This is a genomic window from Rhizobium sp. WSM1274, from assembly GCF_025200775.1.
Taxonomy (GTDB): domain Bacteria; phylum Pseudomonadota; class Alphaproteobacteria; order Rhizobiales; family Rhizobiaceae; genus Rhizobium; species Rhizobium leguminosarum_I.
The window spans coordinates 4,072,072-4,095,000 of the sequence record NZ_CP104138.1 but is presented as its reverse complement, the minus strand read 5'-3'; the positions used below and the strand labels follow the sequence as shown (position 1 = coordinate 4,095,000).

General features: G+C 59.0%; 19 protein-coding genes, 1 tRNA gene, 2 rRNA genes and 1 pseudogene. 13 read left to right on the top strand and 10 right to left on the bottom strand.

What is annotated here, in order from left to right:
* Positions 1-378: 378 nt before the first annotated feature.
* The 3 genes from N2600_RS20255 to N2600_RS20245 all read left to right on the top strand — a co-directional run bounded on the left by N2600_RS20255 (position 379) and on the right by N2600_RS20245 (position 3,846).
* Positions 379-3,249 (top strand): 23S ribosomal RNA (locus N2600_RS20255).
* A 260-nt stretch (positions 3,250-3,509) separates the two neighbouring features.
* Positions 3,510-3,624 (top strand): 5S ribosomal RNA (gene rrf, locus N2600_RS20250).
* Positions 3,625-3,769: 145 nt separating this feature from the next.
* A tRNA-Met gene (locus N2600_RS20245) sits at positions 3,770-3,846 on the top strand.
* Between the two features lie 386 nt (positions 3,847-4,232).
* On the opposite strand, the gene N2600_RS20240 is transcribed toward N2600_RS20245, so the two are convergent.
* Positions 4,233-4,637, bottom strand: a complete 405-nt coding sequence (locus tag N2600_RS20240) for a hypothetical protein (protein WP_260297233.1) — start codon at positions 4,635-4,637, stop codon at positions 4,233-4,235.
* Positions 4,638-4,694: 57 nt separating this feature from the next.
* On the bottom strand, positions 4,695-4,865 hold the full coding sequence (locus N2600_RS20235; protein ID WP_260297232.1) for a hypothetical protein: 171 nt from the start codon (positions 4,863-4,865) through the stop codon (positions 4,695-4,697).
* 294 nt (positions 4,866-5,159) lie between these two features.
* Between N2600_RS20235 and N2600_RS20230 the strand changes: the two genes are divergently transcribed.
* From N2600_RS20230 to N2600_RS20200, 7 genes and pseudogenes are all read left to right on the top strand, one after another.
* Positions 5,160-5,972 (top strand): hypothetical protein, encoded by an 813-nt coding sequence (locus tag N2600_RS20230; RefSeq protein ID WP_260297231.1) that lies wholly within the window; start codon positions 5,160-5,162, stop codon positions 5,970-5,972.
* An 85-nt stretch (positions 5,973-6,057) separates the two neighbouring features.
* A complete protein-coding gene (locus N2600_RS20225; protein ID WP_163856647.1) occupies positions 6,058-6,402 on the top strand; it encodes a transposase in 345 nt (114 codons plus the stop codon).
* Positions 6,399-6,743: an IS66 family insertion sequence element accessory protein TnpB gene (gene tnpB / locus N2600_RS20220; protein ID WP_011053349.1), complete on the top strand. Its 345-nt coding sequence runs from the start codon at positions 6,399-6,401 to the stop codon at positions 6,741-6,743. Before N2600_RS20225 ends, tnpB begins: the two co-directional genes overlap by 4 nt.
* Before the next feature lie 73 nt (positions 6,744-6,816).
* Positions 6,817-8,409 carry an IS66 family transposase gene (gene tnpC / locus N2600_RS20215; RefSeq protein WP_260297203.1) on the top strand — a complete coding sequence of 531 codons (1,593 nt, stop codon included), beginning with the start codon at positions 6,817-6,819 and terminating at the stop codon, positions 8,407-8,409.
* Positions 8,391-9,128, top strand: a complete 738-nt coding sequence (locus tag N2600_RS20210; protein WP_260297228.1) for an ATP-binding protein — start codon at positions 8,391-8,393, stop codon at positions 9,126-9,128. Before tnpC ends, N2600_RS20210 begins: the two co-directional genes overlap by 19 nt.
* Complete coding sequence (locus tag N2600_RS20205; protein WP_170262988.1) at positions 9,125-9,925, top strand: ATP-dependent Zn protease; 801 nt, start codon at positions 9,125-9,127, stop codon at positions 9,923-9,925. Before N2600_RS20210 ends, N2600_RS20205 begins: the two co-directional genes overlap by 4 nt.
* 654 nt (positions 9,926-10,579) lie before the next feature.
* Positions 10,580-10,732: pseudogene (locus N2600_RS20200) on the top strand (NADP-dependent oxidoreductase); the annotation flags it as partial.
* A gap of 663 nt (positions 10,733-11,395) precedes the next feature.
* Here the strand turns inward: N2600_RS20200 and N2600_RS20195 are convergent.
* Complete coding sequence (locus N2600_RS20195) at positions 11,396-11,896, bottom strand: YciE/YciF ferroxidase family protein (protein ID WP_017967227.1); 501 nt, start codon at positions 11,894-11,896, stop codon at positions 11,396-11,398.
* 463 nt (positions 11,897-12,359) lie between these two features.
* Here N2600_RS20195 and N2600_RS20190 point away from each other — a divergent pair, with 463 nt between their 5' ends.
* Both N2600_RS20190 and N2600_RS20185 read left to right on the top strand, forming a co-directional pair.
* Positions 12,360-12,887 carry a sigma-70 family RNA polymerase sigma factor gene (locus N2600_RS20190; protein ID WP_170262995.1) on the top strand — a complete coding sequence of 176 codons (528 nt, stop codon included), beginning with the start codon at positions 12,360-12,362 and terminating at the stop codon, positions 12,885-12,887.
* A 194-nt stretch (positions 12,888-13,081) separates the two neighbouring features.
* Positions 13,082-13,882 (top strand): SDR family NAD(P)-dependent oxidoreductase, encoded by an 801-nt coding sequence (locus tag N2600_RS20185; protein WP_222280630.1) that lies wholly within the window; start codon positions 13,082-13,084, stop codon positions 13,880-13,882.
* Between the two features lie 58 nt (positions 13,883-13,940).
* On the opposite strand, the gene N2600_RS20180 is transcribed toward N2600_RS20185, so the two are convergent.
* Positions 13,941-15,041, bottom strand: coding sequence for a flavodoxin family protein (locus N2600_RS20180; RefSeq protein ID WP_260297227.1), 1,101 nt, complete (start codon positions 15,039-15,041; stop codon positions 13,941-13,943).
* A 175-nt stretch (positions 15,042-15,216) separates the two neighbouring features.
* Between N2600_RS20180 and N2600_RS20175 the strand changes: the two genes are divergently transcribed.
* Positions 15,217-16,614 carry a cytochrome P450 gene (locus N2600_RS20175; protein WP_260297226.1) on the top strand — a complete coding sequence of 466 codons (1,398 nt, stop codon included), beginning with the start codon at positions 15,217-15,219 and terminating at the stop codon, positions 16,612-16,614.
* A 44-nt stretch (positions 16,615-16,658) separates the two neighbouring features.
* Here N2600_RS20175 and N2600_RS20170 read toward each other — a convergent pair whose 3' ends face one another.
* The 6 genes from N2600_RS20170 to N2600_RS20145 are packed head-to-tail and all read right to left on the bottom strand — an operon-like array spanning position 16,659 to position 22,926.
* The gene (locus N2600_RS20170; RefSeq protein WP_162115716.1) at positions 16,659-17,420 is read right to left on the bottom strand and encodes a TIGR04290 family methyltransferase; all 762 of its coding nucleotides are present in this window, start codon (positions 17,418-17,420) and stop codon (positions 16,659-16,661) included.
* A 33-nt stretch (positions 17,421-17,453) separates the two neighbouring features.
* Positions 17,454-18,509 (bottom strand): UDP-glucuronic acid decarboxylase family protein, encoded by a 1,056-nt coding sequence (locus N2600_RS20165; protein ID WP_162115715.1) that lies wholly within the window; start codon positions 18,507-18,509, stop codon positions 17,454-17,456.
* A 10-nt stretch (positions 18,510-18,519) separates the two neighbouring features.
* Positions 18,520-19,638 (bottom strand): CgeB family protein, encoded by a 1,119-nt coding sequence (locus N2600_RS20160; protein ID WP_017967234.1) that lies wholly within the window; start codon positions 19,636-19,638, stop codon positions 18,520-18,522.
* A complete protein-coding gene (locus N2600_RS20155) occupies positions 19,635-20,723 on the bottom strand; it encodes a CgeB family protein (protein ID WP_222280633.1) in 1,089 nt (362 codons plus the stop codon). Before N2600_RS20155 ends, N2600_RS20160 begins: the two co-directional genes overlap by 4 nt.
* Entirely contained in the window at positions 20,720-21,850 is a 1,131-nt protein-coding gene (locus N2600_RS20150; protein ID WP_260297225.1) for a CgeB family protein, read from the bottom strand. The genes N2600_RS20155 and N2600_RS20150 overlap by 4 nt, the downstream gene beginning before the upstream one ends.
* Entirely contained in the window at positions 21,847-22,926 is a 1,080-nt protein-coding gene (locus tag N2600_RS20145) for a glycosyltransferase family 4 protein (protein WP_260111077.1), read from the bottom strand. The genes N2600_RS20150 and N2600_RS20145 overlap by 4 nt, the downstream gene beginning before the upstream one ends.
* Positions 22,927-22,929 lie beyond the last annotated feature (3 nt).

Sequence of the window (22,929 nt, the reverse complement as noted above, 5' to 3'; positions counted from 1 at the left end):
TCCAGGTGTTTTGGGTTTTACCCAAGGCGTCCGAGCCCAGTTCTGATGATCCCATGAATGGCCTAGCCGGCCGGATATGGGTGAAGGACTGGAGGTAGGAGGAAGCTTGTCACTCTGGATCGTTTGTTGTTCGTTGCCTTTGGGCTTCGTCTGATGAACGATCGGATTACCGTTGCCTGACCGCGCGGTATCGGATCATATCTCGAGAAGCTGGTCTTAAGACAGGCTGCAAGCGAGCTGCTCGGCGTAGCTCCAATAAAGCAGACCTGTCGAACACGTTAATGGCATTGTTGGATTGACTGGGTTGTAAAAGGTAACCCGGTCTGTTGCCGTTCCTTTGGAACGGGCAACGAGACGATGAGCATTGGCAATGAGAACGATTAAGTGTCGTAAGGGCATTTGGTGGATGCCTTGGCATGCACAGGCGATGAAGGACGTGATACGCTGCGAAAAGCCGTGGGGAGCTGCGAATGAGCTTTGATCCATGGATCTCCGAATGGGGCAACCCACCTTAAATGCTTGGGAATCTGGCGCCGCAGGCGCCGCGAATAGTGAGTAGCGAATAGTTTTTAAATTCTATTCGCTATTCGCTAACAACTATTCGCTGCGTCGCAAGGCGACGCCAGGTTCCAAGCATTGTGATAAGGTATCTGCACCTGAATACATAGGGTGTAAGAAGCGAACGCAGGGAACTGAAACATCTAAGTACCTGCAGGAAAGGACATCAACCGAGACTCCGCAAGTAGTGGCGAGCGAACGCGGACCAGGCCAGTGGCAATTGTGATTAAAGTGGAACGCTCTGGAAAGTGCGGCCGTAGTGGGTGACAGCCCCGTACGCGTAGATATCATGATTGTCCTAGAGTAGGGCGGGACACGAGAAATCCTGTCTGAACATGGGGAGACCACTCTCCAAGCCTAAGTACTCGTGCATGACCGATAGCGAACAAGTACCGTGAGGGAAAGGTGAAAAGCACCCCGACAAGGGGAGTGAAATAGAACCTGAAACCGGATGCCTACAAACAGTCGGAGCCCGAAAGGGTGACGGCGTACCTTTTGTATAATGGGTCAACGACTTAGTGTAACAAGCAAGCTTAAGCCGGTAGGTGTAGGCGAAGCGAAAGCGAGTCTGAATAGGGCGATTTAGTTTGTTGCATTAGACCCGAAACCGAGTGATCTAGCCATGAGCAGGTTGAAGGTTGGGTAACACCAACTGGAGGACCGAACCCGCATCTGTTGCAATAGATTGGGATGACTTGTGGCTAGGGGTGAAAGGCCAATCAAACTCGGAAATAGCTGGTTCTCCGCGAAATCTATTTAGGTAGAGCGTCGAGCGAATACCCCCGGGGGTAGAGCACTGGATGGGCTATGGGGACTCACCGTCTTACTGATCCTAACCAAACTCCGAATACCGGGGAGTACTACTCGGCAGACACACGGCGGGTGCTAACGTCCGTCGTGAAAAGGGCAACAACCCTAACCTCCAGCTAAGGTCCCCAAGTCATGGCTAAGTGGGAAAGGATGTGAGGATCCCAAAACAACCAGGATGTTGGCTTAGAAGCAGCCATCATTTAAAGAAAGCGTAACAGCTCACTGGTCTAAATAAGGGTCTTTGCGCCGAAAATGTAACGGGGCTGAAGCCATGCACCGAAGCTGAGGATGTGTAGCAATACACGTGGTAGCGGAGCGTTCCGTAAGCTGATGAAGGGAGACCCGTGAGGGCTCCTGGAGGTATCGGAAGTGCGAATGTTGACATGAGTAACGATAAAGAGGGTGAGAGACCCTCTCGCCGAAAGACCAAGGGTTCCTGCTTAAAGTTAATCTGAGCAGGGTTAGCCGGCCCCTAAGGCGAGGCAGAAATGCGTAGTCGATGGGAACCACGTTAATATTCGTGGGCCTGGTGGTAGTGACGGATTGCACAAGTTGTTCTGGTTTATTGGATTATCAGGGCAGCGGAGCGGTTCCAGGAAATAGCTCCACCGTATAGACCGTACCCGAAACCGACACAGGTGGTCAGGTAGAGTATACCAAGGCGCTTGAGAGAACTATGTTGAAGGAACTCGGCAAATTGCACGCGTAACTTCGGAAGAAGCGTGACCCCATGGTAGGCAACTATTATGGGGTGGCACAGACCAGGGGGTAGCGACTGTTTATCAAAAACACAGGGCTCTGCGAAGTCGCAAGACGACGTATAGGGTCTGACGCCTGCCCGGTGCTGGAAGGTTAAGAGGAGAGGTGCAAGCTTTGAATCGAAGCCCCAGTAAACGGCGGCCGTAACTATAACGGTCCTAAGGTAGCGAAATTCCTTGTCGGGTAAGTTCCGACCTGCACGAATGGCGTAACGACTTCCCCGCTGTCTCCAACATAGACTCAGTGAAATTGAATTCCCCGTGAAGATGCGGGGTTCCTGCGGTCAGACGGAAAGACCCCGTGCACCTTTACTATAGCTTTACACTGGCATTCGTGTCGGCATGTGTAGGATAGGTGGTAGGCTTTGAAGCGGGGACGCCAGTTTCCGTGGAGCCATCCTTGAAATACCACCCTTATCGTCATGGATGTCTAACCGCGGCCCGTCATCCGGGTCCGGGACAGTGTATGGTGGGTAGTTTGACTGGGGCGGTCGCCTCCGAAAGAGTAACGGAGGCGCGCGATGGTGGGCTCAGACCGGTCGGAAATCGGTCGTCGAGTGCAATGGCATAAGCCCGCCTGACTGCGAGACTGACAAGTCGAGCAGAGACGAAAGTCGGTCATAGTGATCCGGTGGTCCCGCGTGGAAGGGCCATCGCTCAACGGATAAAAGGTACGCCGGGGATAACAGGCTGATGACCCCCAAGAGTCCATATCGACGGGGTTGTTTGGCACCTCGATGTCGGCTCATCGCATCCTGGGGCTGGAGCAGGTCCCAAGGGTTTGGCTGTTCGCCAATTAAAGCGGTACGTGAGCTGGGTTCAGAACGTCGTGAGACAGTTCGGTCCCTATCTGCCGTGGGTGTAGGAATATTGACAGGATCTGTCCCTAGTACGAGAGGACCGGGATGGACATATCTCTGGTGGACCTGTTGTCCTGCCAAGGGCATAGCAGGGTAGCTACATATGGACGGGATAACCGCTGAAGGCATCTAAGCGGGAAACCCACCTGAAAACGAGTATTCCCTATCAGAGCCGTGGAAGACGACCACGTTGATAGGCCGGGTGTGGAAGTGCGGCAACGCATGAAGCTTACCGGTACTAATAGCTCGATCGGCTTGATCGTTCTCATTGACTATGCTCATCGAACAAAGTTCGATGTGCCAGACCTTTGTCCTGACGCGCCATGGCGCTGCGGACGGCCCGCCAAACGATTGGCGACGGCCTCTGGCCTGTATCGGTGCCACAAGCACCCGCAGCCGGAAGAGGTTCCAAAAGACGTGTTCAAAACCAGCGAAAGAGAACCAAATAGCGCTATTCGCTATTGGCTACTCCCTATTCGCTCCAAATCCAGCTTCTCAAAACAACAAAGTTGCGCTTTGCCGACCTGGTGGTTATGGCGGGGTGGCTGCACCCGTTCCCTTTCCGAACACGGCCGTGAAACGCCCCTGCGCCCATGGTACTTCGTCTTAAGACGCGGGAGAGTAGGTCGCTGCCAGGTCTGCAAAACGCAACTTTGATAAAACAATCTTCTCTAAACAAAACAAACGGCCCATGCCGTCGCAAAAGGGCCGCTCACAAGCGGCCCTTCTGCGTTGAACAGACAGACAAGAAATACCATATTTGCCATAGGCAAAATAAAATGGCGCGGGGTGGAGCAGCCCGGTAGCTCGTCAGGCTCATAACCTGAAGGCCGCAGGTTCAAATCCTGCCCCCGCAACCAAATCCCAAATACACTCCTGAGCAATATCGCTGGCGCGAAGACTTCATCTTCGCTGGCGATGGTAGCTCCTCGTCCTGCGGACCATAACCTGAAGGCCGCAGGTTCAAATCCTGCCCCCGCAACCACTGAAACTTGCAAATTTGCCCACTCCGGGTATTTGCTCTTGAGTTCCTCCGCGTAAGCGTCGAGGAGCTTTTGTTTTTTGGCTTCCGTGTCGATCTCGCCGGAGGCAATCTTCGCCATCAGGTCGTTCTGGGCGGCAGCCAGAAATTGCTGCTCGAGCACGTCAATCGCCTCCATGGATGCCATGATGTTGGCGATTGATCCGTGGACCTGCAGGGATGCCGGCTGATGGCCCGGCGTCTTGCCGATCACGACGGTCTGGATCAAATCGCGACTATGGGCATCAGCCGCTGCTTGGCTTGTTCATCGGCATTGTGGCGAGCGAGGAGGATGAGCTTGCGGATGATGATCTCCATATTAGTGGGATTGAACTGCGCCTTGAGCTTGGCGATCTTCTCCTGAAAATCCTCCACCGGCTCTGCCAGTGCATTCAGGTCCGCCGCCAGCTTCTCGCGCGTCGCTTCCAGTTCGTCCAATTGATCGTCGAGCGCGGCGAGGCGAGGGCGGCCTTCCGCAGCTCGATCGCTGATCTGCTGGATGATGCTGTTCTGGCGTTGGGTGGTCGCCTTCAGCGCGGCCGTCAGCTCATCCCGTTGGGAAGGCGACTGCTTCAGGAGGTTGACCTCATGCGTAATCATCCTCTGCGAAATGCGATCGAAAATCTCCATCGAGTAGAACGCCACCGGAATGCAGTTCAGGCACCATTGGGCCGCCTTGAGCGATCTTCACGCTGCCATGCCTCGTGCTGGTGCTGCGGAAATTGTTTCCGCTTCTTTGGTTGATGCGATGGAGGAAGGCTGATGGATCGTCTCTCTTCTTTCCTGCTTCGACGCCTGCGTCATGTCCAGCGCCGTAAGACCCGGCGGTTGGCCGTCCGTACCGGCCTGCTGACCCATGACCGCCGCCATCGTCGACGGCCATGTCGTCGGCCGCTTTACGCCGGCCTTCGATCAGTCCTATCTGACGGGCGAGGCCGAGCGAGATCGGCAGTAGGTGCGCGATCATCTCGCATCCTTCCTGATCGAGGCCCCGATGGACTCGAGCAGGCGGCCCGACCTCCTGCCCCCCGCATCTGTCTGGCCAGCGCATCTCAAGCGACACTCTCCAACCGGAAGCGGCGTCGATGATACGACGCCTATCTATGCCGTGAGGGCTGTCGGCGAGCCGGTGAGGTGCCGAGCATCAAAGACATGGCGACAGTGCTTTTGCTCGCAGCGACCATGGAGGAATCGGGTGTTGAGCTGCGCGATGTGGTCTCGCTCCTTCGTCGGCCTGCTGCAGTCTTCGCCGTGGAGGTGCTGGTAGAAGGGTTCGAGCGGGCGCTGCCGCAGCTTGTCGAAGCGACAGCCTTTATGCCGTTCGGCCCCTATGTCGGCATGGCCGCGGATTTTACCTTTGTTGACGAAATCTGGAGGTGGGTAGAAGGCGAAACCAAACGTGTCTTCCTGCAGATTCCGGTCGCCCGGACTGACCGCCCAAGCCGCTCGTCCATGCGGCGCCAGTTGCTCTGGGCCGTGGCGCACGGCTCGCCGGTTCTTGCCGTATCGGAGACTGATCAGGGCGTTCCGGATCAAATCGATCTGACTTGCGACGTGCGGCTTAGCGGCAGCGGAATCGACACTATCCTCATCACGGATCTGCTGGAAGCGGTATACGGAAGCGGCACCGTCTCGTACCATGCCGGCTCCATTGCCGAGATCGACGCGGGCGCATTGACTCTGGACGATCTTGCCATCGCCATCCGGCCTGGCCGACCGCTGCTTGCCAGCATTGATGCGCTGGCCGGGCTGGCGGACCACAATCGCGAGGATCGCGACGGTGAAAAAGAAAGAGACACTACTGCCTCCGCGCGGCGGCTGATCATGCAGAGCCCCACTGATCGAGCGCGCCAGACATCGCAGGAGCGCACCGCCGATGGCGACGCCTTGTCCTCATCGACGGACAAACGCAAAGGCGGATCGAAAGGCAGTAAGCGGCAAGGAGACCCCATCTGGCGCTGCTGATGCTGGGCAGGGTATTTCGGACATACGACTTCTCTGAATGTGAGGATCTATGTCTAGGCCTGCGGCTAGCCTTGGATTGATGCGGATGATCGAGGCGGTGCCCGATCGTCTTGACGGCTCGCCGCGACAGTTGCGGCGGTTCTGGTCTGACGAGTTCAAGGCCACAGCGGTCGAGCAAGCCTGTCAGCCGGGTGTGAACGTCTCGGCAATTGCGCGGCAAATCGGGATCCTTCCGTCTCAGCTCTATCGCTGGCGCAGAGAACTGTCGGGGAGTGATGAGCTTGGGCAAGCTGCAGCGACAGTGGATCCACAGAGCGTTGTATCCGACCCCGTCGTGGAAATCATCATTGGCAATATCGTCGTGCGGGTGGGCCGGCATGTCGACGAGGCGCATATGCAGCGCGTCATCCGGGCGGTTCGTTCGGCATGATCCCCGCGGGTGTAAAGGTATTCCTCGCCAGTCATCCCATCGACTTCCGCAAAGGGCCGGACAGTTTGCTGTCGCTCGTGCGCGACGCCGGCAGTGATCCGTTCAACGGCTCGCTTTATGTCTTCCGGGCGAAACGGGCAGACCGGGTCAAGATCGTCTGGTGGGATGGATCAGGGGTCTGCCTCTATTCCAAGCGGCTAGAGAAGGCGCAGTTCTGCTGGCCGCGGATCGGCCACAACCGGGTGCAGCTCAATCATGCCCAGCTCATGGCGCTCGTTGACGGCATGGACTGGAAACGGGTTCGCTCTGTGGCGGTGAAGCCACCGGAGATTGTTGGGTAAAGGCCTGCGGCGAAGTGAATCAACCGCCTGAAAGGGCAGGAAATCCGGAGCAAAATATGCTCTGGTAGGCCTCATGACGCCGCCCGATCTGCAGCTCCCGGATGATGTAGAGACACTGAAGGCCATGGTCCTTGCCATGGCTGACAAGGCGGCGCGGACTGATGCTCTTGAGAGCGAGGTCGCAGATCTGAAGGCGCGAAACGCCCATGCTGATGAACGCATCGAACGACTGACCCAGATCCTGAAAGCCTTCGATCGTGCTCGCTTTGGCCGACGATCGGAAAAGCTTGGACCTTCAGGCATCGACGATGAACAGCAGGCATTTGTCTTTGAGGAGATTGAGACCGGCATCGCCGCGATCCGGGCCCAGGTCACCAAGGGCGCAGCCCATCCGGATGGCAAACGTCAGCCGCGGCCGCGCAAGGGCTTCGCACCTCATCTGGAGCGGGTCGAAGTGGTGATCGAGCCGGATGAACTGCCTGAGCATGCCGGCAAGCAGAAGGTGCTGATCGGAGAAGACATCTCTGAACGGCTAGATGTCGTGCCGGCGAAGTTCCGGGTCATCGTCACCCGGCGGCCGAAGTATGGCTTCAAAAACGAAGACGGTGTCGTCCAGGCATCGGCGCCCGCGCACATCATCGAGGGTGGCATTCCGACGGAAGCACTTCTGGCCCAGATCGCGGTCTCGAAGTATGCCGATGGCCTTCCGCTCTATCGGCAGGAGGCAATCTATGCCCGCGACAAGGTCGATCTCGATCGCAAGCTGATGGCGCAATGGATGGGCAAGCTCGGCTTCGAGCTCGACATTCTGGCCGATTACATCCTCGCCGAGGTCAAGAAGGCCGAGCGTATCTTCGCTGATGAGACGACGTTGCCAACGCTCGCGCCGGGATCCGGATCGGCAAAGACGGCCTGGCTGTGGGCCTATGCCAGGGATGACAGACCCTTTGGCGGCAGTGGCCCGCCGATGGTCGCCTATCGCTTCGAAGATAGCCGCGCTGGCGATCGTGTCGCCCGGCATCTGAATGGCTATCGTGGCATCCTTCAGGTCGACGGGTATGGCGCCTACAACAAGCTTGCCCGATCTGACGGCGGCAATGACGGAGTGATATTGGCCGGCTGCTGGTCCCATAGCAGACGCAAGTTCTACGAGCTCCACGCCTCGGAAAGCTCAAAGATCGCCACCGAAACGGTGGAGCTGATGGCAAAGCTCTGGCAGGTCGAAGAAACTGCCCGCGGGCAAAGCCCTGACGCTCGTGCCGCGGCGCGTCAGCAGACATCTGCTGCCGTCGTCAATGAGCTCTTCGACCTTTGGCAAAGAACCCTGCCGCGGATCTCCGGCAAATCGAAGCTTGCCGAGGCGATCCGCTATGCTACCTCGCGTCGCTCCATCTTCGAACGCTTCCTCACCGACGGTCGCATCGAGCTCGACTCCAACATCGTTGAGCGCGCGATCAGGCCCCAGACAATTACGCGAAAGAACTCCCTCTTCGCCGGCAGCGACGGCGGGGGCAGGACCTGGGCGACAATCGCCACGCTCCTTCAGACAGCAAAGATGAACAACGTCGATCCGCAGGCCTGGCTCACCCAAACCCTCGAGCGCATAGCCAACAGCTGGCCCAGCAGCGAAATCGATGCACTCATGCCGTGGAACTACACAGGCTGAACGGCCTCGGCTTGCCGCTTACGAAAGGCAAGCCGACCGGTGCGGAGGTCATCCAGCCAGAGCCTGCCGACCGTGGAGTGTCGGGAAAGGGTGGACCGGCGCTGCTGGTCGAGACCTTGACCGGATACGACGCGGCAAAGGACTGGGCGCTCGGGTTGAAATCGGACCTGGCGGATTATCTTGCCGGGAATCTTGCCTGGTTCGATATGAGCACCAAGCTTCTCTTGTCCGGCCCACCGCGAATCGGCAAGACGACCTTTGCACGCGCTTTATGCAATAGTCTGCAAGTGCCTCTGGTCGTCAGCTGCGTCTCGACCTGGCTGCAAGGAGAGTATCTTCATGCAGTGCTTGATCGTATGGCGGACACTTTTGCCCAAGCGAGGGCACAGGCGCCGTGCATCCTCTTCGTCGACGAGATCGATGGCATCGGCATGAGGGTAAGCGCTTCGAGGCAGTACGCGGACTACTGGAACGCTTACGTCAACAAGCTGCTTGAGCTCCTCGATGGCGCGGTGAAGAGCGAGGGCGTCATCGTTGTCGGCGCCACCAACCGGCCGAATGAGATCGACGAAGCGATCCGTCGATCAGGGAGGCTGGAGACGCACATCGACATCCCACGGCCCGACATTCTGGCGCTCGCTGGCATTCTCGCCCATCAACTCGGTCCCGATCTCGACATCATCGTGGGAGTGGAAGGTCTGGAAGGAGCGCAGCCATGATCAGGATCACGGAAACCAGACGCGAAACGTTTCGGCCCGATAGCGCTCGGGAAGGAAGTAACGGGCCGGATCGGCATGAAAGAGACAACGTCGTTGCGCAAACTCTCCTGCGTCTGGCAACGCGGGCGATGGGCCTCACCGGCGCCGACATTGAACGCATCGTGCGCGAGGCAAGGCTAAAGGCGCGACGCGAAAAGCGGCGCCTGACTTATGACGATATCGAAGCCGGCATCCGCGGTCATCGACCGCCGGTTCCTTATGACGTCCGCTGGCGATTTGCGATCCACGAGGCAGGTCATGCCATCGTCCATCACGCTCTGCGTCTCGGATCCATCAAGGGCCTAACGATTGATACCAAGGACGGGGGCCACAACGCGGTGTCTTTCGCGACTGGCGCACCGGATACCGCGGAATGGTATGAGCGGCTCCTCGCCATGTTACTGGCCGGACGCGCGGCCGAACTGATCGTGCTCAAATCTGCGTCGGCCGGTTCCGGCGGCGCAGAGCACAGCGATCTCGCCCGTGCGACACGGATCGCTCTCGACATGGAGCAGGCCCTCGGCTTCGGCGGTCATCATCCCTTGCTCTATCTCGCACACCGGGATCTAACCGTTGCCCTGACGCGCGACGTCGAGCTCGCAGATCGAGTTCATCGGCGGCTGGAGTTTGCGCAGGCAAGGGCAACCGAGGTGATCCGCGAAAACCGAGCCGCCTTCGACCGGCTGGCGCGGGAACTCTTTGATCACCAGGCGCTCGATGGGGATGCGGTCGCCGCGATTCTAGGCGCGCCGGCCTGAAAGGCTATCATAGACCAGCACGCCACTGCTCAGACGGCGGCGTGCGAACACTATCAGGACTTGGCCGTCCTGCGATCCACGTCGCCTTTGGTTGCGGGCACGTTGAAACAAATTGAACTCATTTATTTCAATGCCACGGAAATCCGATTCAGAACCTGAAGATTCCGTTTCTGCGACAAACGCCTTGCGCCGGTCCTCTCTCCATCGACGGCTATCAACGACAACAAGAGGGAAACACTTAGCACCTCAGTCTCAGCGCGAGCTGAACGCGAGGCAGCCGCGGATCCGACGCCGGTAGATAATAATATTAAGAATAATTCAGGGTGAATTTCGGGAAAAGTTAAATAAAATAGCCATAGAAGAAGTTCTGGCGTCCAGAATTAATATAATTTCTCCTTTTATTATAGAAAATATAACCATCGGTAACCAGTACTTATCGCTGGTCAGGATCTGATTTAAAATTTACGGCCATGGCGGAAGATAAATCGCATATCGCTTCTGGTTAATTGCTTATTTACCATATCTTCAATGCCTTACGATCTCTCAAAATTGCCGACCCGGACCCTGCTGCGGCTGCTGCGGCCGATTTCTCGCCCCGGCCTCGCATTGGCGCGCCTGGACGAGCGCATTGCCCGTTCTTCGGTCGGACCGGGCGATCGTACCCAGCTGTCCGAGCTCGTTCAGCGGGTCCGGGACGGAAGAGTTCGGACGAACATCGGCAAAGTTCCAAGTCTGGACGATGCGGTCGCCGCCTTCAATTCGACGGAGCGGCGCGCGGGAAAGACGGTCATCCGCATTCTCCCGTGAAAAACAACGGAAGGCGCTGAGCACTGTGCCGCGAGTGCGCTGGTCCCGTTCGCCGGAGGCGCGTCAGCGGTCCGTTGTTGTTTGTGAGAGGATGATGTCACTGCCGGCGGTCACCATTTGTGATCTTTCTGTTGAAACGCATCGCGCCTTGCGCGCGCGACTCGCCTATGAGCCGCCGGAGCCGATATGTTCGCGAGGCAACGGAGAGTGTTGCAGCTCTCGGTAGGGCATGCGACGCCGCGTTGCCAGCCTTATCAGGAAAGTCAGGAGCGGCGGATCTAGCTGTCCACCGTCGATCGATTGCTTTTCGGTCGATTAAGTGCCTATCGACGTATGCATCTGCCCGCAGACCGTAAGGCTCTCACGCATTGCCTTCACCCGCATTTCGGCATCTTCAAATGAATAGGCCCAGATCTTGGCAGACCAAGTCGATTGGCCCATCTCGTATTCAAGTGCGAAGAGATACATTACCTGGCCGTGGTCGTCCGTTCGGACGAATTGAGCGTCAGGCCGTTCGCGCCTGTCGCGGAGTTTATCGAAACTGATTACGCTCATATCGAACTCATCTAGCATTGGGGCATGATGGCTTGCCGTCTATCGCCGAGGCCGAGTGCAAAACGATAAACGGCCGCCATGCGGCGGCCGTGAAGGCGCGTTACCGTATCAGGCCGCTCGCTTTCCCTTGGCATTTGCTGTGGACTCGGCAATCTGCGTGAGTTTCTTGTCGGTCGCCTCTTCTTCCGCAAGTGTTGCCTGCAGCAGCGGGACGGCGTCCTTGAGGCCGAGTTGCTTTGCCCATGCGATCAGCGTGCCATAGCGAGCGATCTCGTAGTGCTCCACGGCCTGAGCCGAAGAGATCAGTCCGGCATCCAGGGCAACCGTGCCCTTGAACTCCTCCATGATCTCATCAGCTTCGGCAATGATTCCCTGAATGGCTTCGCAGGTCTTGCCACGTGCCGGCTTGCCGATCATTTCAAACACCTGTTCGAGACGTTCGACCTGGGCTTGGGTCTCGTCCCGATGCTGCAGAAAACCGGCTTTGCCTTCCTCCGACTGGGCGGCGCGGGCCATTTTCGGCAGCGCCTTCAGGATCTGTTTTTCGGCGTAATAAATATCCTTGAGCGTGTCGAGGAACAGATCGTTTAGGGTCTTCTCGGTTGCCATTGAGTCCTCCTATGGCTGTTAATGAGCTCTCGCCGGTCGAACATTTGAGCGCGGAGATGACGCCCCGGTAACGGCGGCGCCATCTCTGTCCGGCCAAGGACGAGGCCGACTCAAAGGGTTGCAGTCGGCGATAGATCAAACCATTGCCGGCGTTTGTTGTTCCTGCCCTGCCTATCTTTTCACGAGATCTGGCACCTTACGCACGGACCTCGCCGGATAACGTGAGCGTTATCAATGCTGCGGCATCGCCGCAGGAACGATTTTTGCCGGATCGTCGTTTCAAGTCTGGATCGTGTCGCCTACCAGCGATGCCTTTGGACGATCTGCCACTGCCTTCCGGCATCTTTGTGCGTCCTGTTGCTTTGGAAGAGGTATGCCGATGAGCGAAAATGAGATTTTCGTCCGTTATCGTACAGCAACAATTAAGATGTCCGGAACTTTCCTTTCATCCCAGGAGAGAAAAATGACGTCTTTATCTTCACCACGTCCCGCGTCGCATTGCCAAAAAACATCCTCGGTCGAGCTGGAGATTGTTGAACTGACACCGGCGTTGCACGCGTTTGCCCGAAGATTCCTGCGCAGTGAGGACGACATCGATGATCTCGTGCAGGAAACGCTGCTGAAGGCACTGAATTCAATTCATCTCTACCATCCCGGCACCTCTCTTAAATCTTGGCTCTTCACCATCCTTCGAAATACGTTCTGCAGCAACTATCGTCGCCGGCAGCGCGAGCCGGTCGGGATGGATGTGACGATGGAGCAAGTCGCAATCGCGCCAAGCCAGGAGTGGGCGCTTCGCGAGCGCGAACTGCGACAGGCATTGACGCGCCTCTCCGACGACAGACGCCGTGCCCTGACGCTGGTCGCCGCCGGAACGAGTTATGAAGAGGCCGCCAGGATCTGCGGCTGCCGGGTTGGCACCTTGAAAAGCCGCGTCAGCCGCGCCCGCGAAACCCTGCAATCGCTGCTGGGGAACCAACTCATCGACTGATGCCGCTCCTGTTCCGCCAGCCGCCAATCAGCAATCATCACACAGCCGTCCTTTTATGCGGCTGAACATCGGGAGCCACATGGCGCACCACCGAGCTCCCGCACCACACGTTCGAGACGCCGCCCCTCGCCGGAACATACCCTCTCTTTTCAGGTTCGGTGGCTGCAGCTTTTCCGAACTCTAGGAGACAAAACATGGATAGGAATGAACCTGGCAAAGGTCTCGCGGTGATCACCGGCGCCTCGACGGGTATTGGCTATGAACTTGCCAAATGCGCGGCGCAGGAAGGCTATGATGTGATTATCGCCGCCGACGAGAGACGCATCCAGCAAGCAGCGGCGAGCCTCAAGGAATTTGGCACTTCGGTCGAGGCGATCGAAACCGATCTTTCCACCGAAGAAGGCGTCGACCGGCTGATGGAAGCCATCGAAGCTTCTGGGCGGTCGGTCGATCTGCTGATGGCCAATGCCGGGCGCGGCCTCGGCAACGGTTTCCTCGACCAGGATTTTGCGCAGGTCCGGAAAGTCGTCGATACGAACATCGTCGGCACCATTTATCTCGTCCAACAGATCGGCAACCTGATGCGCAGCCGCGGCGAGGGTCGCATTCTGCTGACCGGCTCCATCGCCGGTTTCATGCCTGGTTCCTATCAGGCCGTCTACAATGGCACAAAGGCTTTCATCAACAGCTTCTCTTTCGCGTTGCGCGAGGAGTTGAAAGAGACCGGCGTGACCGTCAGCTGCCTGATGCCCGGCGCGACCGACACCGAATTTTTCAGGCGCGCCGACCTCATGGATACCTCCGTCGGACAGGCCAAAAAGGATGATCCCGCCGAGGTTGCCAAGATCGGCTTTGACGCCATGATGGACGGCGAAGGCGATGTCGTGAGCGGCTGGAAGAATAAGCTGCAGGCAGCCGTTGCCAAGGTGACGCCGGCGAGCATTCTTGCGCATCAGCATGCCAAGATGGCTGAACCAGGTTCGGGCAAGGAGTAGATTATCCCGACGGGTCTAACGAGATCGGCAATCACGTCTAGACCCGTCGGGCTGCCGCTCATTTCTCACGCGGCTGCTTCAACCGCCTTCCCGCCGTCACCATCTTGCTGTTGCGTCGTGACGTGATGCCTTCCAACAGCGTCCGGGCGGCATTGCGCACTTCCTCCTGAAAGGCTTTATCTCTTTCGAAGGCGTCGTGGCTGGTGGCGTAGGGCTCCCAATAGCCGATGTAGCGTTCGACCTCGACCAATGCTCCTGCCGGTATGAGGTCCATCGACGTCAGCCAGTTCGAAACGCTGTGGCGGACATTCTCGACACCTTCGGTATCGCCGTGGACGACGACCGAAAACAGGCGGCCGGAAAGATGGCGAGGATAGTCCCATCCCTGCATCTCAAGCTCTTTGGCCTCCTTGGCATGTTTTCCATGCGTGCTTGTCGGATCCGGATTGCCTCCGTCGGCGCAGACAAGCCGGTCGATCATCAGTTTCAGCGGCGAGGACGTCTGGTACCAATTCACCGGACTGACGATCATGATGCCATGGGCCTCGACCCACATTGGGTAGATATCGTTCATCCAATCGTGGATCTGTCCGAGCGAGTAATTCGGATAGCAGGAGCACGGCCAATGACAGAGTGCGGCCGATGTCGAGAAGCACGCCTTGCACGGATGGATCTGTCGGCCGTATTCGGAAGCGATGCGACTGAGGTCGAGGACATTGACGATGGCGCCGGCGGCGGCGAACACCTCCTTGGCGATTTCGACCATCCGAAAACTTTTCGAAAGCTCGCCCGGACAGGTATGTTCGCTTCGCGACGAACCGTTGATGAGAAGGACGCGCGATGGCGCGCGCTCGTCCTCGAAGCGCGCTTGCGCAGCGCGAATTTCGCCGCTGGCCACAATCCAATTCACGGCGAGATCATAGTCTGGATCGGCAAAGCCTGGTCCAGCCTTTCTGGTTATGGGACTCTTTCGCGAATGGGCGTAAGCATCCCAGGCAGCCGCGGCGAGTTTGCCGAGTTCGGCTTCCAGGGGCTGATACGCTGCATCCATGAACTGGCTCAGGAAACGCGTCTTGAATTCGCTCTCGTCGAGGCGAGGGCTTGGGCTGCCTTTTCGCGGTTCGAGGTCAGGTGCGTCTGCGGCTGGTTCATCAGGCATGGGGCCTCCACGCATCTATGCGCTCGACACAACGCGGTGAGCCGACTTCTGTTCCGCTGTCTCCAAGTTGCATCATGTATCAAGGATCAGTGATTCAGACCGGAACAATCGGCCGTTGTCCTGGTTCGGAAATGAAGCCGATCAAATATCCCATGCAGCAAGGGGCTTTGCGGTCATGAATTCTCGCAACCAAGCCGTCTTTTCCAATGCAAGACCCGCCGGCTTCGCCCGCATAAATCGCGCCAGCTGGATCGACACACTGCGCGTGGTTGCGGCTATCATGGTTCCGACGGCTGCCAAAGGCATCATCATTCGCCGCCCGATTATGGAACGCCTGGCACAGCGGCAGGGTCTGGATACCGGCGCCGTCAAGCAGATGCCGCGGCTGGTGAAAAAATATGGTCGGGCACCTCTCCTTTTGCCTATACCATTCCGGCCGCAGTTGCTTATCCTTGACCCTGTCGACGTCTCGACGGTGCTCCAGTGTTCGCCCCAGCCATTTGACACGGCAACCCGGGAGAAGCGTGCCGCTCTTGCGCATTTCGAACCGGAAAACGTGCTCATTTCAGACGCCTCGCAGCGAGCCGAGCTTCGGCCGATCCATGAACATGCTTTGGCAAGCGCGGACCGGCTGCATCCATCTACGGCCCGCTTCAAGGCCATCGTTGATACCGAACTCCTGGAGGTTTTGAACGGCATCGGTTCCGACGGCCGGAACGAACTCGATTGGTCAGCTTTCTCGCAAGCCTGGTTCCGGATTGTCCGCCGGATCGTACTCGGCGATCTCGCACGCAACGACGTCACTTTGACCAAGACCTTGAACGACCTTCGAAGCCGGGCGAATTGGGCTTTTGCAGCTTCCATCGATCGGCGCAAGCGCCGGCAGTTTCAGCAGCAGCTCGGCCAATATCTGCGCCAGCCGGGAGAGGGCAGTCTGATCGGTCGGCTGCCGAAAGGCAGCGATTTCGGTTTGGAAAGCCAAGTGGCCCAATGGCTGTTTGCCTTCGACGCTGCCGGAATTACCATTTTCCGGACGCTTGCGCTGCTTGCCTGCCATCCGAGCTACTGGGCCAAAGCCGTTGACGAAGCCAAAGATCCCGAACTTGATCGTCCTTTCACGCGCAATTGCCTGCTCGAGGCGCTGCGCCTCTGGCCGACGACCCCCGTCATTCTCAGAGAGCTGACGGCGGATATCAAAACCGGCGATAGGACCGTGGCGCGCGGCACTGGCGTCGTTATCTTCGCGCCTTTTTTTCACCGGGATCCGGAGTGGGCTTATGCCAACCGCATGGAACCGAGTATCTGGGGACCGAACGACGCGTTGCCGGCGATCGGATTCGTGCCTTTCAGCGCCGGCGCTGCCATATGTCCAGCCCACAACCTCGTACCGACGATTGCAAGCCTTGCCATTGGCACGCTGTTGTCGGGGACTGATGTCATGCTGCTTCAGCCATCTCTGACAGTCGACGATCTGCCCGGCACCCTCAACCATTTCGATATTCGGCTACGGCTCAGCAGGCAGCGGGTTGGGGCCAGTGCACCGCATGCTGCGGCAGGCTTTCCGCCTCATTGAAATCCATTCCTCGTCGCAGTGGCGATCCGCAGCAACGATAGTCTTTAGATCATTACTACCAGGGGCGGCTCTACCGCATAATGGCGTTGGCCTCGTCGGCAAAGATAGACCTCGCGTTCCGGATGGGCGTCAATTCGAAAGCCGGCGCTGCGCAGCATTGCCTCGGCCGCCGCCTGGTTGGGAATGAACCAGTTTGTCGGATCGGATGCATAGCGTTCTTCGACAAAGAAAAGCTTCGGATATTCAGGCTGGTCGAAGATGTTCCATTCTGAAAAGTCGTAATCTTCCCTAAGGTCGGGAATGCGCTCGTCGCCGCGCTGGAGGCATTGGAACAGCATCATGTCACCGACAGCGTGTTCATAAAGAAGATCCAGCGCCAGCAGGGGGTGTCGCAGGTGATAGAGCACACCCATGAAGATTACCAGATCGAATTTCTCGCCTAGTCGGGCGACGTCATAGACCGACATCTGCCGGAATTCGATTTCCGCTTGCAATTGTTCCGCCGCGAAGCGGGCCTGCGCCAGGTAGCGCGGGTCGGGATCGATGCCGACGACACGGGCGGCGTTGCGGCGTTTCATCTCGAGGGAATAGAAGCCGGCGTTGCAGCCGACATCGAGCACGGTGAAGCCGCTGAGATCGGCCGGCAGCACATGCTGGAACCCTTTCCATTTGAAGGTGGGATAATCTCCGAGGAAATGATCGGCCGCTGTCATGTGGCCGCCGATGTTCAAATTCTGAAACCACGGCCCGAGTTCCTGAATCCGCTTTTGCAGCTCCTGATCTCTCGTCGGCTGTGCTGCATCCATCTCGGCTCTCCTTTGTCATTTATCGCTCGCATGTCAGACGCCGATCGCGGTGCGTCCGGCTTTTGCACGCCGCCGCCAAGTCGACCGCCGCGTGACCTGCGCGCCATCGAAGCCGCCGTCAGGACGGGCCGCGGCGATGAACCACTCGGCGGTCAGACGAAGACCTTCGGCAAGCGGAATCGTCGGATGCCAGTCGAGAAGTTCTTTTGCCCGTGAGATATCGGGCCGTCTGCGCTGAGGGTCGTCTTCCGGCAGCGGCTTGTGGACGACAACGGATGTCGACGGCACCATGGCCAACACCATATCGACCAGCTGGTTGATCGTGAATTCGCCGGGATTGCCGAGATTGACCGGGACGCCCGGATTGGGATCGACATCCATCAGCGCCATCAGGCCCGCGACGAGGTCGCTGACGAAGCAGAAGGAGCGCGTCTGATCGCCGCTTCCATAGATTGTCAGCGGCGCGCCTGATATGGACTGCACCAGCAGATTGGAGATGATCCGCCCGTCGCTCGGCTGCATACGCGGCCCATAGGTGTTGAAGATGCGGGCAACACGTGCGTCCACCTTGCCGGCCCGCAGCGTATCGAAGCAAAGCGCTTCCGCCGCCCGCTTGCCTTCGTCGTAGCAAGCGCGCGGGCCTATGCAGCTGACATTGCCGCGATAGTCCTCCGTCTGCGGATGCTCGACGGGATCGCCATAGACCTCGCTCGTCGACGCCTGCAGGAGCGAGGCATGATGCTGTTCGGCCAGCGAAAGCAAATTGCCGGTGCCCGCGACACAGGTCATCATCGTATGCACCGGGTCTGCCTGGTATTGTGGGGGCGATGCCGCACAGGCGAGGTTGTAGATCTGGTCCAAAGGCTCGTCGAGGCTATGGAGATGGCAGATGTCCTTTTCGACCAAACGAAACTTCGGATGGTTGATCAACGGCCGGACATTGTCCTCCGATCCGGTGATATAGCTGTCGACACAGATCACTCGGTCGCCGCGTGCCAGCAGCGCATCGCATAAATGCGAACCGACGAAACCGGCTCCTCCGGCGACCAGCACAGTCTTCACTCTTCCGTTTCGCGTCCTTTGCAGCATCATGCGTCTCCTAGGCTGAAATGGATTGAGGTTCGGGGGCGCTGTCGTTCACCCCTTCTTCTGGCAGTTCTCGCAGGGCGGCGGCGAGTTCACGAGCCCGCACCTCGCCGGTATGGCGCTGCATCACCGTCGCCGCGGCGGCCGAAGCCAGCGCACGACGCCCTGCGGCAGAGGTGGTTGTCAGGGCGTCGACGACATCCCCCGATCCTTTGGCGATGATGATTGCCTGACGGTCGGCAAAGAGCTCGTCCAGGCCGCGCCAGTCGTCGCTGATGATCGGCGTGCCGCAGGCAGCGGCCTCGAACAACCGCACGCTCGGCGACCAGCCCGCTGCGATCATGTCGCTTCGAGTGACGTTCAGCGTAAAACGCTGCCGGCTGTAGAAGCTCGGATGATCAGGGGGAGGCAGGTGCTCGATGCGCTCGACGTTTGGCGGCCAGTCGATATCCCCGGGATATTGAGGACCGGCAACCACGAAGCTTAGATGCGGCAGCTGCCGGGCAGGCTCGATCAGCAGCCGCTCCAGCGTTGGCTGCCGGTCGGGGCTATAGGTGCCGAGATAGCCGAAATCCCAGCGGAAGGCTTCGCCGGTCGATTTGTATCGGCTCGCATCGACGGAGCAGTAGAGAGCGATCGCTTTGCGCGCGCCGTATCTGCGTTCGAGCCTAGCCAACACGTCACCGCCGGAAAATGAGAAGTAGCCGTCGAAGGTCGCAAGCTGTCGGCGCGCCAGATACTCCTCGTCGCCACGGTCGAGTTTCGCCAGCGTGACCGGCGTATCGATGTCATAAAAGCAAAGGCGCCGCGGCTTCAGGGCGGCGATCCTGTCGATGACTGTCACGCCAGAGGGCACATAAGACCCGATGACGACCGCGTCCGCCGCCTTGATACGATCGGCATGTTTTTCGATCATCTCATCGATGTCGCTGTAGTGGACGAGCTGGCAGAAGTCAGGGTCGGGAAGATCTCGATGCGCTGCATACCAGGGCACATCGTGTTCCAGGAACAGCACCCGGTGCCCCTCAGCGCGCAAGCCGCCGATGAGGGCGCGATAGGTCGTTGCGTGACCATTGCCCCAGGAGGACGACAAGGAGAGGCCGAGGATGACGATATCAAGAGGACTGGTCATTCGGCAGCCTCCGCTCGCGTGGCGCGGGCGCGGAAGATGGCATCGGCGGTCTCGGCGCGATTGCTATAGGTATGTTCGGCAAGCACGCGTCTCAGCGCCCGCTGTCCGATCGCCTTAGCCTGCGGCCATGTCAGGCCGGTCAGAAGATCGGTGACATCCTTGCCGTCCCGCGCCACCAGGATTTCGTCACCGGGCTTGAGAAACAGGTCTATGCCCTGCCAGTAGTCGGTGATCAGGCAGGCGCCGGCGCCGGCGGCTTCGAAAACGCGGGTTGCCGGCGAAAAGCCGTTTTCGGCCATGCTGGCGCGGGAAATATTGAGCACGGCTTTCGGCGTCGCATTGAAAGCATTGTGGTCACGGGTTGGGACATGCCCGATGTGAACGGTATTCGAAGACATGGATTTGTCGCTCCAGCCGGACCCGCCGAGCAGGAAATTTTGCTGTGGCAAGCGGGCAGCCGGCTCGAGGAAAAATTGCTCGACCCGCGCTTCGCGGTCAGGCAGACGGTTTCCGAGAAAGGCAAGATCCGCGGTGAACCGCGCCTCCTCCTGCACCGGATAATGGGTTTGAGGATCGAGCGCGTTATAGATCGGCACACAGTCGGCTGCCCCGAGGCTGCGATAGGCGTCGACCACGGGGTTGCCGCCGCCATAGGTGAGGACGAGGTCGATCCGGCCCAGGGATTTGCGAAGCGGGTGCTCGGGACTCTGCCGCAGCTCTGAGAGCGTTGCCGGCGCATCCACATCCCAAAAGATTTTCAGAGCCCCTTGTCTGGCATGGCGAAGGACTTCCTGCAGCAGGAGATCGTCCTCGAAACCGACGCCGCTGGCTTTGACGACGATATCGGCCTCGACCGCAGCCGCCGTCACCTCCTTCAGCGCCTCGACGGTGCCTTGGTAGACGACGACCTTGCACCATTCGGGCGGATCGATATCACGGTTTTTCTGCCGCTCGTAGACGTCGGGCTCGTAGAAGGTGATGTCGTAGCCCTTCTGCGCCAGAGCGCGCAGCAGGCCGCGATAGTAAGTGGCGGCACCGTTCCAGTAGGCGGAAACCAGGCTTGATCCGTAAAAGGCGATTTTCATTCGGCAGCCTCCTTGGCTGGCAGCTGGCCGACGACGCCCGCCGTGCCGCATTGCTCCAGAATGGAGAAGAGTTCATCGACGCGATGCCGGCAGGTGTGCCGCGCCCGGATCGTCTCGAGACCGGATGTGACCAGCGCAGCCGCGAGAGCATCGTCCGTTAGCACCTCACGCAACAGGCGCGACATCTCCCGGCCATTCTCGGCGACGAGATAATCCCTGCCCGAGCTGAAAAGCGCCTCGGCATCTTGCCAGGGTGCTGAGATCAGCGGGATGCCGCAGGCCAGCGCTTCGAAGACACGGATCGTCGGAATGCCGGGGAGGTTTTCGACATAAGGGCGCCGCGGAATATGCACGGTCGCTTTGTGGCCGGCGAAAGCGAGCGGCGCCTCTGCATTGGCGATCCAGCCGCCATAGTCGATGCCTGCATCCTCAAGAGCGTCAAACGCCTGTTTGGGATAGCGCACCCCGCGAACGGTCGTCTTCAACCCGAGCTCACGCGCGGGGCGGACGAGGAATTCCATCAGCTCGGCGGAGCGCTCGTCATCGCCCCAATTGCCGATCCAGATGAGATCGCCTGTCTTTTCGATCTCCGGCCTCGGATAAAACAGCGCGTCGTCAGCCGCCTCATGCCAGGTGAACACCGATCTGCCCCAACCGGCCTGCAGATAGCGCTGCCGCAGCGTCTCGCCGAAGGCGAGCACGCCGTCATAATCCTCAAGCGTCAGTCCGGCGATGTCGCTCTTTGCCGACACGGCGCGGTGATGTGTGTCGTGGAACAACAGGGTGAAATCGGCGCCGCTGCGCCGGGCTTGGCCGATCCGTTCCACCAGAGCCGGCTCCGTCCATTCATGGACGACTACGACGTCCGCCTCGGTGATCGCCGCCTCGTGATCGAAATGCGGTCCGTACATTTGCGAACGAAGCTGCGGGAACGTCTCGTGAAATTTCTCGACCGCCCTCGGCCCTTGATCGCTGAGCAGGTTGCTCCGGCTCCAGGATTCCTCGGGTTCGAGCGCTAGCGCCTGGTGATCGCGGCGTGTCAGCTCCCGCATGATGCCGCGCAGGAAGTGAGCGTTGCCGTGGTTCCAATCCGAAACAAGCGAATGGGTGTAAAACAGGAATTTCATGATTGCTCCGCCGTTGCCGGGGTGAAAATGTCGTTCATCAGTCGCGCGTATGTTTCGAGCATCGATGCCGCCTGGCGTTCCAAACTGAAGGCTCGCGAGCGCTCCAGCGATCGCACCACGAGTTCGGCGAGCAATTGCTCGTCTTCGCAGAGGCGCATGCACGCTGCTGCAAGGGACTGGGGATCATGCGGATCGAAGAACAGCGCGCACCCATCCCACAGCTCGCGATAGGTTGGGATATCAGACAGCACCAGAGCCGCGCCGCATCGCGCCGCCTCGAGAGCGGTCAGGCCGAAGGGCTCGTAAACGGACGGCGATACGACAATTTGCGCGCTCTGCATCAAGGCGATGGTCTTCGGATAGGGGAGCGGCCCACGATCGTCGGCGTCTTTGAGCTGCAATCGCTGCCCATTGGGACCTGAGCAAGAGCCTGCCATGACGACGGGCAAGGGCATTGCTGCTGCCGCCCTGTCGAGGACGACCCCGTTCTTGCCGTCATCCCACCAGCGCCCGGCCGCGAAGACGAAAGTCTTCTTTGGACGCTGGTCGGATCCGACGCGGCTCGCATTGTAGACCACCCTCAGCCGCGAGAGCGGACCATAGGCGGCTTGCAGTGCATCCGCATGGCTCATGCTTGGCGCAAGGACGGCATCGGCGCGGTCGAAACCTTCTTTGTTTGCATCGCACTGCCATCCCCAATCCGGCGGCACCAGCGTCTGGCGCACCGCGGCAAACCAGGTGACGACGCAGGAATGGGACACGACGACTACGGGCAGCGGCGTGTCGATCCCGGCGGCCTGGGACGGCAGGTTGAGATGCAGCAGATCGACGTGATAATCCCTGGCAATGCGGGAAATTTCGGTGGGCGCGGCTGATATTTCGGCCCTGCTCGACGCCATCCAGTCGAGAGGGGCATCGAGCCATACCAGCTGTCCCAGCGCTTTCGCCTCTGCGGTCTGCGTTGCCGACGGTGCGGGGCCGAGACCGGCAAAGACGATTTCCATCCCCTGGCGCCGAAGCCCGGCGGCGAGATCCATCGCATAGCGCCAGACGCCGCCAACCGCATCCAGGGTCATCAA